Raw genomic sequence first — 17,000 nt, 5'->3', positions numbered from 1 at the left:
CTGGGGTGTGTCTTCGTGCTACTTTTATCTAAAATATCTAAATTTTACATATAATAGAAAAGCCCGAAGATTGATTCGGGCTTTTTTTTGTTTATTCCGGACCCTTAACGAGATTAACCCCGAATTGACTGATAGATGCTAAAGATCTTCAGTAAAAATCAAATCAGTCCTATATACATGGACTGAGCATTTAGTCAATTTAAATTTTACATCATGGGAAGGAAACTTTCTGGGAGAGACTTTATTAAAATAGGGTTTCCTCAAAATAATACCATAAACATCGCCTTAGGGCAAGTAAATAGATATAAGAAAAAAGAGAATAAAAACAGCATACTTGAAGAAGCTAAACTTGTACTACAGAATCCTGAATCTTTTATAGGAGATGGTATCTGGGGAAAAGTAGCAGAGAGTATGATCAAACAAGTAGAAGTCAAAAAACATCAACTCAATACCAATAGAGTTCCGTTCTCTATTTATGGGGAAGATGCTATTGACGAACAGACGAAGTATCAACTGTTCACTGCTTTAAAACTACCTGTAGCAGTACAGGGGGCACTAATGCCTGACGCACACTATGGATATGGTTTACCTATAGGCGGGGTATTAGCTACTGATAACGCAGTTATCCCTTATGGAGTTGGAGTAGATATAGGCTGTCGCATGAGTATGTCAGTCTTTAATTTACCTGCTAATTTCCTAAAAGGTAAAGACCATCAGTTACTAAACATTTTGTCAGAACACACTAAATTCGGTATGTACGAGACACATAAAATAAAAGCTGATCACGAGGTATTCAGTAGAGATGAATTTAAGAATATCCCCTTTGTCAAAGGTTTATTAGACAAAGCTTATAAACAATTGGGAACATCAGGTGGTGGTAATCACTTTGTAGAGTTTGGCATCGTCAGATTGACAGAGACTAAACCTGAGTGGAAACTCGAGCCTGGAGAATATATTGCAGTTCTTTCACATAGCGGATCAAGAGGATTAGGGGCAAACATCGCTAAACATTATACATACTTAGCGACTAAACAATGTCCCCTACCAAGCAATGCTCAGCATTTAGCTTGGTTAGACCTCAACACACATGATGGACAAGAGTATTGGTTAGCCATGAATCTTGCAGGAGATTACGCAAAAGCTTGCCACGATGATATACACCGTCGCATTGCTAAAGCATTAGGTAAGCAGATAGCTTTCACCATAGAAAACCATCATAACTTCGCTTGGAAAGAAGTCATTAACAACAAAGAATTAATTGTTCACCGCAAAGGGGCTACTCCTGCTGCAGAAGGACAATTGGGAATAATACCGGGATCTATGACTACTAATGGCTATATAGTCGAAGGTCTGGGAAATGCAGAGAGCTTAAATTCTGCCTCTCATGGAGCAGGACGCCTACACTCACGCGCGGCATGTAAACAGAAGTTTACCAAGAGTGAGATTAAAAAAGAACTTAGTTCTACTGGCGTACAGCTTATAGGAGGTAGTGTAGATGAAGCCCCAATGGCTTATAAAAACATCAATGCAGTAATGCAAGCTCAAAGCGAATTAGTAAAAGTATTGGGAAGCTTTACCCCAAAATTTGTAAGAATGGATAAGTAATTATGGCAAAAGTTATTCAGATTACATCAGGTAGAGGTCCTCAAGAGTGTGATTTTGCCGTTAAGAAAATCGCACAGCTTTTTATAGACGCCGCTGTTGAGTCCAATATTAAAACAAGGCGAATTGAAAGTGAAATAGATAGTTATGACTCATCTAATTTCATTGAATTAGAAGGATCCACTACTGTAGTGGATTCATTCTTAGCAAATTGGTTGGGTACTATACAGTGGATTTGTACAAGTCCCTTTAGACCTAATCACAAAAGAAAGAATTGGTATATAGGTATTTTTGAAAACAATCAAATAAGCGATATTCCTATCGCAGATAGTGATATTCAATACCAAGCTGTACGCAGCTCTGGAGCCGGTGGACAACATGTCAACAAAGTTAGCTCAGCTGTCCGAGCTACGCATATTCCTACTGGTATTACAATACTGGTTATGGATAGTAGATCACAGCACCAAAATAAAAAATTAGCTACAGAAAGACTTTTAGAAAAACTTCAGAATATGGCATTAAAAGAAGTCAAGTTACATGAAAAAAATACGTGGCTAAACCAAACAAAAGTTGAAAGAGGTAATCCGATTAAAACATTTGTAGGTATAAAATTCGATCTTAAATAAACAAAGAGGCTGTCTAAAAAGCCTAAAAAACAAAACCCCGTCTAAAAAAGGCGGGGTTTTTTCATTGTTTGTCCTCAAAAATAATTATCTTCAAGGTGCAACCAAACAATAAGAAAGACAAATATAATGTTCAAATCTGAAAGTTTAAAATCGCCGAGTCTATTTCCTGAAGATATTTTTTCTAAAATTCCTCTAGACCATCCTGTTCGTCTTATCAATGCTGTTGTTGATGAGTTAGATATTAGTTCTATTTTAAGTCAATACAAAGGAGGAGGGACCACCAGTTATCATCCCCGTATGATGATAAAAGTCTTATTCTACGCCTATTTCAATAATATTTATTCATCGCGTAAGATTGAACGGGCTTTGACGGAGAACATTTATTTTATGTGGTTATCTGGTAATAGCTTGCCTGATCATCGCACGATTAATTATTTTCGCGCTAAGCGATTGAAAGGTCAAATCCATCAGCTTTTTGCAGATGTGGTTCGTCTGTTACAAGAATTACAATATGTTAGTTTACAAGTTCAATATATTGATGGAACAAAAATTGAATCTAGCTCTAACCGATACACCTTTGTATGGCGTGGTTCAGTGGAGAAAAACAAGGCTAAATTAGAAACAAAAATTCAAGATGTTCTCACAGAAATAGAGGGTCAAATCAAACAGGATCAAAGTGAACTCGCAAAAGAACACTGTTCCAAAAATATTGATAGTTTAGAGCTTAAAGAAAAAGTGACTCAGTTAAATAAACATAGGGCAGACCTACCCAAACCTACAGCTAAACAGCTCAAACAGTTAGAAGACGAGCATTTACCTCGCTTGCAAAAATACGAACAACAACTAGAAACTTTAGGTACTCGAAATAGTTATAGTAAAACAGATCCAGATGCTACTTTTATGCGAATGAAAGAAGATCACATGAAAAACGGGCAACTTAAACCTGCCTACAATACTCAAATAAGTACTGAAAATCAATTTATTACACATTATACTATTGCACAAAAATCAACTGACACCACTACCTTAATCAATCATCTAGAGACTTTTGAACAAACCTATGCACAACAAAGTAAAGAAGTTGTAGCAGATGCTGGGTATGGTAGCGAAGAGAATTATCTGTATTTACTTGAAAGAGAAATAACGCCCTATGTGAAATTTAATTATTTTCATATGGAACAGAAAAGAGCTTGGAAGAACAACCCTTTTCTACAACACAATCTTTACTACAATAAATTGTTTGATTACATCTTATGTCCAAATGGAGAAAAGCTACCTAATATTGGAAGTAGTACTAAATACACCACCACTGGTTTTGCGTCAAAAATACATCTGTATCAAGCTTCTAACTGCTTGAAATGCTCGTTAAAAGAGCTATGTAATAAAGCAGCAGAAAACAGAACAGTCTCTATGAATCATAGATTGGTTCAAATAAAACAACATATTAGAGAATTACTCAACTCTGAACGCGGTAAATATCATAGAAGTAAAAGACCTGTAGAAGTAGAAGCTGTTTTTGGACAACTAAAAAGCAACAACAAATTTACTAGGTTTACTCTAAGAGGATTAGAAATGGTCGAAATTGAATTTGGACTGATGGCTCTTGCACATAATTTAAGAAAACTTACTAAGAATAGAGAAAAATCGACTTTAAACAACAATTTTCATCCTAAAAAAGAGACTGATAAACGAAAAATGACAAATTATAAGTCTAAAACTCGTTTTAATTGCAAGAACTTTTAATCTAAGAGAAAAGTAACGTTTTATATAATACAAAAGAGGGTGACCTTTTGGGACACCCTCTTTTTATAATTCCTGTGAATCAACCTACACAATTTCAGCACTTAAACCTGCATCTAACAATTGTAAACATTGATTCTTTAATTTGTCAAACTCTCCCGTTTTTACGGTACATTTTCCTTTGTAGTGTACCAACATTGCACATTGTTCTGCTTGTATATCAGAATGGTTACAAACTCGAATTAATGTCTCAATTACGTGATCAAATGTATTAACATCATCATTGTGAAGAACAAGTTCACTTGTTCCATTAATCAATTCTGCTACGTCTACACTTTCTTGAATCTTTTCTTTTGTACTCATAGTCAATGAATCTAATAATAACTATTTTTATTCTTTTACGAACTTCAAAGATACCCAATTATTTCTTTCTAATTGATTTTCAAATCTTAATCCGTTCATTTCTGCTGATTTTTTTATTGCATTGATATCTTCTGTATAAAAGCCACTGAAATAAATTTCCCCATTTTGTACCAAACACGCCACATATTTCTCCATATCATTCAACAAAATATTTCGATTAATATTAGCTAAGATAACATCGTAAATAGGCTCTTTTGATAAAATACTTGCATCACCTTCATATACTGTAACATTCTTACAATTGTTTCTCGCTGCATTTTCAATTGAGTTTTCATAACACCAGTTATCAATATCTACAGCATCTACAGTAGCAGCACCTCGCATTGAAGCTAAAATAGCCAAAATAGATGTACCACATCCCATATCTAAAACTCGTTTGTTCTCAATGTCATTATTCAGAATTTGGCGAATCATCATAAACGTTGTTTCATGATGTCCTGTACCGAAACTCATCTTTGGCTCTATTACTATATCAAATCTCGAACCATTTTTCTCATGAAATGGAGCTCTTACATAACAAATCCCATCAACATCGATTGGTTCAAAGTTTTTTTCCCATTCCTCATTCCAATTTACTTGAGCAATTTCTTCTTTTGTATAGGTAATAGTAAACTGATCTGACTCCAATATATATACACCTTCTAAGATATCTTCAGTCCATAAACTTTTTTGTACATAGGCACTAACACCCAATTCTGTTTCTTCAAAACTCTCAAAAGCTCTTTCTCCTAACTCTGCAATCAATATCTCAGTCCCTAACTCTTTAGGTTCTACTTTGAAATGATAACCAATATATACCATATTCTTCTATTTTTTTTTAAAACTTAACCATTTCATAACATTAACTTTACACTGAGGAAACATTAGGAAATAATTTTTTGCAAAACTAATGCTAATTTTGCAATTCACAACACATTTTAATTCTATGAAAAAAATTTACACCATTATCGTTTTGTTATTTTCCATGACACTTTTCGCTCAAGAAGAAAAGAAAATCGAAACTAATAATGACATGAAATTAGCTCAGTTACCCTATTACAACTTTGGTAAAGGACTGGGTATGACTTCAGCGGATAGTTTATTTCAATTAAACATTCGCTTTAGAATGCAAAATCGTTTGACTGCAATAAGCAATCAAGATGAAAGTACTAAATATGAAGGTGAAATAAGAAGACTGCGTTTGCGCTTTGACGGATACGTTGGTAATCCAAAATTCCTTTATGTTATCCAATTGTCTTTTACACCAAAAGATATGGGAACACAAAAAGATGGACAATCACCTAATATTATTCGAGATGCAGCTTTAACTTATCGCCCTAACTCAAATTGGAACTTTATTTTTGGTCAAACAAAATTACCAGGAAACAGACAGAGAACCAATTCTTCTGGAGCTTTACAATTAACAGATCGATCAATTAACAATGCTAAATTCAATATCGATCGTGATTTTGGTATCCAAGCTTACTATTTACAAGAAAAAGGGGACAACTTCGGATATAACGTAAAAACTGCGGTAAGTACAGGTAGAGGGAGAAACTGGAGTGGCTCAGAGAGCGATAGCTATGCCTTAACTGGACGTGTAGAACTATTCCCATTTGGTAGTTTCAAAAATAATGGAGCTTTCTTTGAAGGAGATTTAGCAAGAGAAACTTCTCCTAAATTAATGGTTGCTGGTACTTTCTCTTACAATAATAATGCAGAAAGAACACAAGGGCAAACGGGAGATAACCTATATGAAGCTCGTTCTTTCAGAGCAATTATGGGAGATGCAATCCTGAAGTACAATGGTTGGGCTGCGATGTTATCTTATATGAGTAGAAATCTAAGTGACCCTATCACTTATTTACAGCAAGATGCGGGAGAACCTCTTACGAGATCTGTATATGCAGGACACGGTTTAGATTATCAATTGAGTTACGTTTTCCCAAGCAACTACGAGCTAATTGGTAGAGTTTCTACACAAACAATGCACGATGATCTATACAAACAGTTAAATATGCCAAATACAACCGAATTCACTTTGGGTGCGACTAAATATTTATGGGAACACGCATTTAAAATCCAAGCTGAGTTAACGTATGATAAATTGACATTTAACCAAGGAAGTTCTAAAAACAATTGGTATTTTAGATTACAATTTGAAATAGGTATTTAATAATACCTATTTTTCACCATAATTAACTAAATAGAAATAAATAAATTAACCATTCTTTATAAAACATTTCACTTATTTATATAAATCACTCATCTAACGAATGACTATCTTTGTTTATATGATTAAGGTTATTGAGAATGAAAAACTTATTAATGACTATCCCCTTACTATTTAGTTTACTAATTGGAGGATGTGCAAAGAGAAACAATAGTAGTATTCTAAGTAAAGATGGAGTAATACTGAATACAACCGAAACTGCTGAAGACAGGGAGTATCGCATTATTTCTGATGACCAAATCGACAGACTTAATACTATTATAAAAAAGAAAAGACTATCTTCTGAAGAGCAAATTATGCAAGAATATGCTCCTGAAGATAAACATGCAGAAGGTAACTATTTGTACGTATTAAAGCGAACAACTGATAATCCAGAGAAAATTACAGTGACCTTGTTGGAAGACTGTATTATGGATGATTCCATGAAAGCCCGAAAAGTAGTAATGGATATGAGAGTTCAAAATGATCAGTACTATGTAATCAAAATCAAAGAAAGTTACCAATGCTGGAAAGATAGAGGTCACGAAGAATGGAATGCGGGTCTATGCCTCTAACATACACATCAGTTCATAATTTTTTATCATTATAAAGCAAAAACGCCTATTGAGTATTTCAATAGGCGTTTTATTTTATTATTCAGACTTTGCAACTTCGTCTTCTTTTCTTGCTATATTCATATTCGGGAACTTAGCCTGAATTGATTTTAAAGCAAACTCGTTAATTTCTGTCATTGCCTCTGGAGAAGGTAATTTTAAAGTATCTGCATTGTGCTTTAAAACTTCTTCTAATAATATTTGCGTTCTCAATAATTGAAAGTTTAAATCAATTATCTCTCCTGCCACATCAATGTCTCCTAATGTCATATCTTATCTATTTTCTAATTATACATTCCTTATAGGTCTGAACTCAAAAATAGCAAACTATTTTTATTAACAAACACTTTTATACAATTATTCTTTATAAAAATAATTCAGTGGCTGCCTAAGGTTATATCTTGACGACATTACTTCTCCATAAGCCCCAGCTGAACGTATAGCAATCAAGTCACCTCTCTTTAATTTTGGCAAATTAACCTCCTTGCCAAAACAATCGCTACTTTCACAAATAGGTCCTACTACATCATATCTTTCAACCTCAACTTTATCACTCTCCAAGTCAGTTTCTTCACTCCAATACTCTATTTTATGAAAGGCTTGGTACAAAGCGGGTCTCAGTAACTCTGTCATTCCTGCATCCAATATGGCAAAGTTCTTCTTTAATCCATTCTTTATATACAATACACGACTTACCAGACTTCCACAATTAGCCACAATCGACCTTCCAAGCTCAAAGTGAACTTCTTGTCCCTGCTTAAGCTCTAATAATTGGTGAAACAAGTAGAAGAAATTTGAAAAATTCACAATTGATTCTTCATCTGGCTCCATATAGTTAATTCCTAAACCACCTCCCAAATTTAGAATAGGTAGCGTATACCCTTTATCGTAAAAATATTGATTCCACTCATTTACTTTTACACACAAACGCTTAAACACATTCAAGTCTGTTATCTGTGAACCGACGTGAAAATGCAATCCTATTAACTTTAAATGCGCATTATTTTGTATCAGGGTTAAACAGGTTTCTAACTCATGAGTCATAATCCCAAATTTATTCTCATCTAATCCAGTTGTAATATAATGATGTGTCTTTGCATCTACATTGGGATTAATTCTCAAGGCGATATTCGCAACTGTATCTAAAGATTGCGCTATTTCTCCTATTACTTCAATTTCCTGAACTGATTCCACATTGAAAGCTAAAATATTATTCTTTAAGGCAATCTCAATCTCTCTATCTGTTTTACCTACTCCTGCAAAAACAATTTCACTTGATTGAAATCCCTGTGCTATAGCAACTTCAATTTCTGTACCGCTGACACAGTCTGCACCTAAACCAAGGCTGCTAATTTCACTTAAAATACGCGGGTTGTTATTTGCTTTAATAGCATAATGTACTTTATAACCATAGCGATCTGCTGCACTCTTTACAACGTCTACTGTTTCTCTTAATAGAGGTAAATCGTAATAATATAAAGGCGTCGGTATATTCTTTAATTCTTCTTTTACTTGCTGCATAATGCTTACTTCTTATGTATTAAAACAATCTATTGTGTAGCGATCTTAGCGCCTCTATCTTTTGATTTGATGGAACGAGAATAGAAATATTATGTTCACTTCCTCCATACGAAATCATGCGAATTGGAATATGCTTTACTGCTTCTGAAACAATTGTTGCATAGCCGTGCTTATTCCTCTTAAAATCACCAACAATACAAACAATGGTTTGATCGTGATCTACTTCTACTTGCCCAAAATGAGTTAAATCTTCTATAATTGCATTTAAGTGGGTAGTATCATCTATTGTTAAAGATACCGCTACTTCTGAAGTTGTAATCATATCAATAGGTGTTTTATACCTCTCAAATACTTCAAACACCCTTCTAAGGAAACCATAAGCTAATAACATTCGAGAAGAATTAATGCGTATTGCTGTAATTCCATCTTTAGCTGCAATGGCAACAATTTGATCGCCATTTTGAATTTGTTCAGAAATCAGCGTACCCGAAGCAGTCAAGTCCATTGTATCTAATAAACGTACAGGTACATTAAAACGCTTAGCTGGGAAAACACTCTGTGGGTGCAGAATCTTTGCTCCAAAGTAAGCTAATTCGGCAGCTTCATCAAAACTCAAATGAGCAATGGGCTTAGTATTTTGAACATAGCGGGGATCGTTATTGTGAAATCCATCAATATCCGTCCATATTTGAACTTCTTCCACTTGTAATACAGCTCCAATCAATGATGCCGTATAGTCTGATCCGCCTCGACGGAGATTGTCAATTTCGCCAAAGGCATTGCGACAGATATAACCTTGCGTGATAAACAAACTATCCTCTGGGTGTTTCTCTAAAACTCTACTTAAATTCTCTTTGATATACGCTAAGTTAGGCTCGTGTTCTTCATCGATTCGCATAAAATCTAACGCTCTTAGTAAGACTGAACTAACCCCTTGTTCTTTTAAGTAAAAGTGAAATAGAGTGGTTGAAATCAATTCTCCCTGAGCTAAAACAATTCGCTCTTCAATTGTCGTAAACAAATCATTCCCTAACTCTGCTAACAATTTAAAATGGTGATCGATGACTTCGTTAGCCACCCGCAGACCATCTGCCGTTTTAAAAAGGTCTTTTATGAAAGTTTTGTATGTATTGTAAAGAGTATTTATTAAATCTTGTGCTTTATCCTTATCGCCCTTTAGGTATTCACATGCTATTTCTACTAAACTATTTGTAGTGCCTGATACAGCAGACAAAACCACCAAGTGTTTATCACTTGCTTGTGACTGAATAATGGGAAGCAACTGCTCCATTCTTTCTGGACTTCCAACTGAAGTCCCTCCAAATTTCAAAACTTTCATAAAATTAATAGTTAAAGAATTATTATATCAAAAAAAGGGGCTTGTCGTGATGACAAGCCCCTTACTTTTATTTTGTAAATCATATCCATAGGGTTACTGCTCACGACATCGGACGTAAGTACTGTTTCTTTCCCTTTTTCATTATAGATATAATCATTTCTATCATTGATTTGACACAAATATAAATACTTTATTTAATTATCATCCTTTTTTACAGCGTTTTTTAAATTAAAATCTTTTAATCTCTCTCCATTGCAAATGCAAAAAGCAAGCTCAGATTAACGAAGCTTGCTTTTAATTATGATCGGTTTGTTTGTTTGTGAACTAAAAATAAGCATAAACTTATTCACTGCTCATTTTATCATTGAAGGGCTTTACTCTTATTGATCGCTATCCTTTTCTGCTCGACGATCAGCCTCTGAAGCTGATTCTGCTTTTCCAAACTTCCAATACGAATAAGCATAAAGATCTTCTCTACTCCAATTCTTCTCTTTTCGGAAAAAGTTTCTCAATTCTTTGACCGTTGAAAACTCAGAAGCTAAGTATACAAACTTAGACTCTGGCAAAGCATTGCTATTTACAAAATCGATTACTTTAGAAGCAACTTGCGAATTTTGTCCTGGTGTAGGATTTATCACCCATTCTATATCGAAAGTAGCTTCTGAAGATAGGTTTTGCACATCTTCTTCTGTTTCGACTTCTATAATCACTTTTGCCTTAGCTGTGTTAGGTAGAGATTCTAAAATAGCACTTAATACAGGAATAGCAGTAGCATCACCAATTAGATAATACCACTCTACTTCTGGTACTAATTCTGAGGCCTCACACCCCATCGCTACCCCAATCTGAGATCCTATCTCAGCATTAATTGCAAAATCTGATGCTGGTCCCTCATCACCATGAGCGACAAAATCAATATATAATTCGTTCTTTTCGATATTTATTCCCCTATGGGTATATGTACGTACATAAGGTTTAGTCGATTCTTCTTGAGGTTTCCAAGCCCCTTTTTCGAAATCAAACTCTGGTAAATACACTTCTGAACATCCCTTCGGAGCAATAAATACTTTATTGTTGACACCAATTGTTGTTTCTTTAAAATCACTTACATCATTACCTCCAAGAGTTAATCGAATAAATCTTGGCGTGATATATTCTCTATTAAGCAGTTTGAATACCTTACGTTGAATATTTTTTTTCTTTGTCATCTTGTTGTTCTGTTGATTAAATCTTCTTTATAAGATGGACAAAGATAGCCTATTTATTTAGATTCAGTATAAACAATAGTATAATTCACAAAATAGTCCAATCTACTCCCTTCTTTGTCCAATCTGTTCACCTACTATTCCCAGCAATATTCATCAAAACGAATGACGAAGCCAATCGTCTTTACAAAGCATACTAAAATGTTTCAATAGAGGTCTTAGCTTGCACTTCCTTGGGGGTTTCTCGCACTTTTCTTGGGGTTTACTTGCCCAGAGAGCGGTTTTCTCGAAGAAAGGTGCAAGAAAGGTGCAAGAAAACCTTTTGCAAAAGCGAAAAATCTATCAATAAATCAACTACAAATACAGATAAGAAATCAATTGTCAATATACTGTCTGATAAAAAAGGATATGGTGCTATTCTAATACCTTGTCTATTCATGTGTTTTTGCTGAACTGATTAAGTTCTCTCAAAAAAATGATTCGCCTTGCCATTGATCTTTATGCCAGTTGTTAGATAAGAGTATATACTCAATTGCTGGTGCCTATATAAACAGGAAGATTTCCATATATATACAAGTGTATAAACTAAGCGAAAAGAAAAAAGTTTATACTGAGATCACAAAGAAGTGCACTTTCGTTTTTGTAGCAAATAATATATACAAGACACATTACCTTCTGTCTAAATTCCCACAGACTATTTCAATAAAAATAAACCAGAAGTTCAACGCAGACACCCGTAAATCAAAGTAAAGAAACAATACCTAAAAAATTCTATCGATACCATCGTCATACGCAAAACAGCAAATCTCCAATACTGCAAATAATCGGTATCTTTTTGAACTGAAATTTGAAAGAGAAAATCAATAAGATGCCTAAAGTATTCATACTATTCATTGAACTACACAAGCTACGATACTTAAAAAACCGCAATAGCACTTACTATTGCCATTTGTAAAAAGTTCGCAAACAATAATTTAAATCAACTAAAAAATAGCTATCTTTTGGATTTTAAAGTCTAAAAAGCAAGCATTCTACAAAAAATGTTTCTGCACAAGATGAATAATTTCTATTTTTGCTAAAAATACATTAAGACATGCTAATCATTGGAATCGCTGGAGGAACCGGAAGTGGAAAAACCACTGTTGTTCACCAGATTATGAATGAATTACCCGAAACAGAAGTAGGTATTATTTCCCAAGATGCTTACTACAAAGCAACAGATAACTTATCTTTAGAAGAAAGGTTACTTATTAACTTTGATCACCCAAGATCAATTGATTTTGAACTTTTGGTTCAACACTTAAAAGAATTAAAGGAAGGAAGTAGTATTAATCAACCTGTTTACTCTTTTGTAAAGCATAATAGAACAGATGATTACGTCTTGACTCATCCGCGAAAAGTAATGATTGTAGAAGGAATCTTAATTCTGTGTCACCCCCAACTTAGAGACATGTGCGATATTAAGATTTTTGTACATGCTGATTCAGACGAAAGACTTATCAGACGTCTAAAAAGAGATATTGCAGAAAGAGGACGTGATATGATGGAAGTCCTTAACAGATATCAAAACACGCTAAAGCCAATGCATGATCAGTTCATAGAGCCTTCAAAAGCTTATGCTGATATCATCATACCTAACGATACTTACAATACAGTTGCCATCGACATTGTACGTACCGTGATAAATGAAAAAATCGGATAATAAATCCATCTAATATGAATGTATCTCAAATATTTAGTAACTTTAAGTATTCCAAGATTCTAAAAAACGTCTTTTTTTGGATTACTATCTCCTTTGCTGTTTGGATAATTTTTTTTGATAGCTTTTCTTACTTTGAACATCGAACAATCGATAAAGAAATAGAAAAGTTGGAAGATAATAGACGCTATTTCCAAAAAGAAATAGACAAAGATAAAAAGGCAATAAAAGGGTTGAAGAATGGGGATGCGACTGAAAAATACGCGAGAGAAAAATATTATATGAAACGTGCTAATGAGGATATATTCATTATAGAATTTGATACATTAGCACAATAATAAAACTACCAAAAACTATGAATGATCAACTATTTGAAGAATTTAACCAAGTATCTTCAAAAGAGTGGAAAAACAAAATTCAATATGAACTAAAAGGAGCTGATTATAATGAAACGCTGATTTGGGAAAGTCTTGAAGGTATAAAAGTTCGTCCCTTTTATCACAGTGATAGTGACGACAAACCTTTGTCGATAAATACCAATACCTCTGCTTTTCAGATTATGCAATGTATTTATGTATACGATCTTGAACGTTCTATTGAAAAGGCAAAAGACACTTTAAATAGAGGGGCGGATACGATTCACTTTACGATTGATAATCCACAAGTGAATTGCACAACCTTATTATCTAACTTACCAAAAGAAGCTACTTACTACTTTAGATTTGGTTTTTTAGATGCAGCATACTTTAGTGAATTAACAAATTGGGGAAAGATCAACCAATTTGACATTCACATTCTGATTGATCCAATCTACAAATTGGGGAATGAAGGCAACTGGTTTAAAAGCTTAGAAGCAGACTTCAACCAATTAAACAAATGCCTGAATCACTCTACAAACTTACTCATCGATACGACAACCTACCAAAATGCTGGTGCTAATATGGTACAGCAAATTGGATATGCACTCGCTCACGTAAATGAATACTTGAACCGCATAGAGAAAATTGAAGGAATAATCTATGTAAAACTGGCTGTAGGAACAAACTACTTTTTCGAAATAGCCAAGTTAAGAGCGTTGCGAATGCTATTGGATATCTTGCGTAAAGAGTATACACATCAAATTGACTTCAAGATTATTGCTATTCCTACAAAGCGCAACAAAACACTGTATGATTACAATGTAAATATGTTGCGTACTACGACGGAGTGTATGAGCGCCATACTTGGAGGAGCTGATTTAATTGCCAATTTAGCCTATGATAGCATCTATCACAAGGAAAATGAATTTGGTGATCGCATAGCTCGAAATCAATTGCTAATACTAAAAAAAGAAAGTTACTTCGACGCAGTTAACAACCCTGCAGAAGGTGCTTACTATATAGAAAACATCACTCTTCAATTAGCTCAAAAAGCACTCGATATTTTCAAACAAATTGAAAAAGGAGATGGTTTAATTACTTCGTTAATCGAAGGAACCATTCAACGTAAAATCAATGAAAGTGCTGCCAAAGAGCAAGAGCTATTTGACAAAGGAGAAGAAGTACTTTTAGGTACAAACAAATATCCAAATCAACAGGACCACATGAGTGCCAATTTGGAATTATATCCTTTTATCAAACAAAATCCTCGAAAAACACTTGTTGTTCCAATTATCGAACGCCGCTTAGCTGAGAAGTATGAACAGCAGAGGTTAGCAGGGGAAGAATCAATTAAAATTGAATAAGATGAAAAGAAAGGATATACAACATCTCAGCATTGATATAACAGATCGTAGAAAAACATCTGAAACATCAGAATTCACAACTGCTGAAGGAATTGCAATAAACAAGACTTATAGTCAAAAAGATATTGAACATATTGAACACATCGGATTTGCAGCAGGATTTGCTCCAAATTTACGTGGTCCTTATGCTACAATGTATGTACAACGCCCTTGGACAATCAGACAATATGCAGGATTTTCAACTGCAGAGGAGAGCAATGCTTTCTATAGACGCAATCTTGCAGCTGGGCAGAAAGGGCTTTCTGTGGCCTTTGACTTAGCCACGCACAGAGGATATGACTCCGATCACGAACGCGTTGTAGGAGATGTAGGTAAAGCTGGTGTTGCGATTGATAGCGTAGAAGATATGAAAATACTTTTCGACCAAATACCCTTGGGCGAAATGTCTGTATCAATGACAATGAATGGAGCTGTATTGCCTATTATGGCTTTTTATATCGTAGCTGCTATTGAGCAAGGCGTTGATCCAAAATTGTTATCTGGTACAATACAAAATGACATCTTAAAGGAATTCATGGTGCGTAATACCTATATTTACCCACCTACTCCATCGATGAAGATTATTGCTGATATATTTGAATATACCAGTGAGAAAATGCCTAAGTTCAATTCTATATCTATTTCAGGTTACCATATGCAAGAGGCAGGTGCAACAGCAGATATTGAATTAGCTTATACTTTAGCAGATGGACTTGAATATATACGTACAGGTCTGAATGCAGGAATGAAAATCGATGACTTTGCTCCTCGCCTTTCTTTCTTTTGGGCTATAGGCATGAATCACTTTATGGAAATTGCCAAGATGAGAGCTGGTAGAATGTTATGGGCAAAACTCCTAAAACAGTTTAATCCTAAATCAGAGAAGTCACTTGCATTGCGTACGCACTGTCAAACTTCTGGGTGGAGCTTAACAGAACAAGATCCATTTAACAATGTTGCAAGAACAGCAATAGAAGCTGCTGCTGCTGCTTTTGGAGGAACACAGTCCTTGCATACCAATGCTTTAGATGAAGCAATTGCACTACCTACTGATTTTTCGGCTCGTATCGCACGTAACACGCAAATCTTTTTACAACAAGAAACGAAAATTTGCAAAACAGTTGATCCATGGGCAGGAAGTTACTATGTCGAAAGCTTAACAAGTGAAATAGCTAATAAAGCTTGGGAACTAATTCAAGAAGTAGAAGAATTAGGAGGCATGACAAAAGCAATAGAGGCAGGAATACCAAAACTGAGAATTGAAGAAGCTGCTGCACGCAAACAAGCGCGTATAGATAGTGGACAAGATATCATTGTAGGGGTGAATAAATATCGCCTTGACAAAGAAGATCCTTTACATATCCTTGAAGTAGATAATCAAACAGTTAGAAAACAACAGATTGATCGATTAAATCACATTAAGGCTACAAGAGATAACGACAAAGTAAAAGAAGCATTAGATGCCCTAACACAATGCGCTAAGTCCAATCAAGGTAACTTACTTGCTTTGGCAATTGAAGCTGCTAAACACAGAGCTACCTTAGGGGAGATTAGCGATGCATTAGAATGTATATTTGGAAGATTTAAAGCACAAATTCAATCAGTAAGTGGCGTGTATAGTAAAGAAATTAAAAACGATGAGAGTTTCCTGAAAGCAAAACAGTTAGCTGATAAATTTGCAGAAGTGGAAGGACGTCGCCCGCGTATAATGATTGCCAAAATGGGGCAAGATGGACATGATCGAGGCGCTAAGGTAGTTGCTACAGGATATGCAGATGTAGGATTTGACGTAGACATTGGACCATTATTTCAAACACCTGCCGAAGCAGCCAAACAAGCCGTTGAAAACGACGTACATGCTTTAGGTGTATCGTCTTTAGCTGCTGGTCACAAAACGTTGGTACCTCAAGTAATTGAAGAACTGAAAAAATATGGTAGAGAGGATATTATGGTGATTGTTGGAGGAGTAATTCCCGCTCAAGATTACGAATTTTTGTTCGAATCAGGAGCTGTTGCAGTATTTGGTCCCGGAACCAAGATTAGCGATGCAGCCATCACTATGTTAGAGATATTACTTGATCAAGAATAAAAACAAACAGCGAGTGCGTATAGCTTTGCACTCGCTGTTCTCATTAACAGTAATTTCCTTTTTTGCGTATTTATAGATTTCTTATAATTCAATTTTCATTTGTAAAATACTGCTCTACTGACACAAAAATCACACCATTATTCTATTTGAAATATACTTTTTTACATTTTATAGTAAAAATTACTCCTA

15 protein-coding genes are annotated in these 17,000 nt (G+C 34.8%); 9 read left to right on the top strand and 6 right to left on the bottom strand.

What is annotated here, in order from left to right; genetic code table 11:
- The first annotated feature begins 213 nt into the window (after positions 1–213).
- The 3 genes from NWE55_RS10725 to NWE55_RS10715 all read left to right on the top strand — a co-directional run bounded on the left by NWE55_RS10725 (position 214) and on the right by NWE55_RS10715 (position 3,971).
- The gene (locus tag NWE55_RS10725) at positions 214–1,605 is read left to right on the top strand and encodes an RtcB family protein (RefSeq protein ID WP_258204054.1); all 1,392 of its coding nucleotides are present in this window, start codon (positions 214–216) and stop codon (positions 1,603–1,605) included.
- A 2-nt stretch (positions 1,606–1,607) separates the two neighbouring features.
- Entirely contained in the window at positions 1,608–2,228 is a 621-nt protein-coding gene (gene prfH, locus NWE55_RS10720) for a peptide chain release factor H (protein ID WP_155092143.1), read from the top strand.
- A 126-nt stretch (positions 2,229–2,354) separates the two neighbouring features.
- Positions 2,355–3,971: an IS1182 family transposase gene (locus tag NWE55_RS10715; protein WP_258204053.1), complete on the top strand. Its 1,617-nt coding sequence runs from the start codon at positions 2,355–2,357 to the stop codon at positions 3,969–3,971.
- Between the two features lie 84 nt (positions 3,972–4,055).
- Here the strand turns inward: NWE55_RS10715 and NWE55_RS10710 are convergent, their stop codons facing one another.
- Both NWE55_RS10710 and prmA read right to left on the bottom strand, forming a co-directional pair.
- Complete coding sequence (locus tag NWE55_RS10710; protein ID WP_155092949.1) at positions 4,056–4,331, bottom strand: ATP-dependent Clp protease adaptor ClpS; 276 nt, start codon at positions 4,329–4,331, stop codon at positions 4,056–4,058.
- A gap of 27 nt (positions 4,332–4,358) precedes the next feature.
- The gene (gene prmA / locus NWE55_RS10705; protein WP_155092950.1) at positions 4,359–5,192 is read right to left on the bottom strand and encodes a 50S ribosomal protein L11 methyltransferase; all 834 of its coding nucleotides are present in this window, start codon (positions 5,190–5,192) and stop codon (positions 4,359–4,361) included.
- Positions 5,193–5,316: 124 nt separating this feature from the next.
- On the opposite strand from prmA, the gene NWE55_RS10700 reads away from it, so the two are divergent.
- Entirely contained in the window at positions 5,317–6,546 is a 1,230-nt protein-coding gene (locus NWE55_RS10700) for a porin (RefSeq protein ID WP_155092951.1), read from the top strand.
- A 137-nt stretch (positions 6,547–6,683) separates the two neighbouring features.
- A complete protein-coding gene (locus NWE55_RS10695) occupies positions 6,684–7,157 on the top strand; it encodes a hypothetical protein (RefSeq protein ID WP_155092952.1) in 474 nt (157 codons plus the stop codon).
- A 78-nt stretch (positions 7,158–7,235) separates the two neighbouring features.
- Here NWE55_RS10695 and NWE55_RS10690 read toward each other — a convergent pair whose 3' ends face one another.
- From NWE55_RS10690 to NWE55_RS10675, 4 genes are all read right to left on the bottom strand, one after another.
- A complete protein-coding gene (locus tag NWE55_RS10690) occupies positions 7,236–7,466 on the bottom strand; it encodes a hypothetical protein (RefSeq protein WP_155092953.1) in 231 nt (76 codons plus the stop codon).
- A gap of 87 nt (positions 7,467–7,553) precedes the next feature.
- Complete coding sequence (gene lysA / locus NWE55_RS10685; protein ID WP_155092954.1) at positions 7,554–8,717, bottom strand: diaminopimelate decarboxylase; 1,164 nt, start codon at positions 8,715–8,717, stop codon at positions 7,554–7,556.
- Positions 8,718–8,736: 19 nt separating this feature from the next.
- Entirely contained in the window at positions 8,737–10,056 is a 1,320-nt protein-coding gene (locus NWE55_RS10680) for an aspartate kinase (protein WP_155092955.1), read from the bottom strand.
- A 380-nt stretch (positions 10,057–10,436) separates the two neighbouring features.
- Positions 10,437–11,264 (bottom strand): siderophore-interacting protein, encoded by an 828-nt coding sequence (locus tag NWE55_RS10675; protein WP_155092956.1) that lies wholly within the window; start codon positions 11,262–11,264, stop codon positions 10,437–10,439.
- A gap of 1,090 nt (positions 11,265–12,354) precedes the next feature.
- Between NWE55_RS10675 and udk the strand changes: the two genes are divergently transcribed.
- From udk to scpA, 4 genes are read left to right on the top strand one after another with little or no spacing between them, the layout of a single operon-like run.
- Positions 12,355–12,963, top strand: coding sequence for a uridine kinase (udk, locus tag NWE55_RS10670; protein WP_155092957.1), 609 nt, complete (start codon positions 12,355–12,357; stop codon positions 12,961–12,963).
- Between the two features lie 14 nt (positions 12,964–12,977).
- Entirely contained in the window at positions 12,978–13,298 is a 321-nt protein-coding gene (locus NWE55_RS10665; RefSeq protein WP_155092958.1) for an FtsB family cell division protein, read from the top strand.
- A 17-nt stretch (positions 13,299–13,315) separates the two neighbouring features.
- Positions 13,316–14,683, top strand: coding sequence for a methylmalonyl-CoA mutase subunit beta (locus NWE55_RS10660; protein WP_155092959.1), 1,368 nt, complete (start codon positions 13,316–13,318; stop codon positions 14,681–14,683).
- 1 nt (position 14,684) lies between these two features.
- Entirely contained in the window at positions 14,685–16,811 is a 2,127-nt protein-coding gene (gene scpA, locus NWE55_RS10655; protein WP_155092960.1) for a methylmalonyl-CoA mutase, read from the top strand.
- Positions 16,812–17,000 lie beyond the last annotated feature (189 nt).

The organism is Myroides albus (assembly GCF_024722315.1).
Taxonomy (GTDB): domain Bacteria; phylum Bacteroidota; class Bacteroidia; order Flavobacteriales; family Flavobacteriaceae; genus Flavobacterium; species Flavobacterium album_A.
The sequence above is the reverse complement of the archived record's forward strand: the minus strand, read 5'-3'. Positions and strand labels throughout refer to the sequence as shown.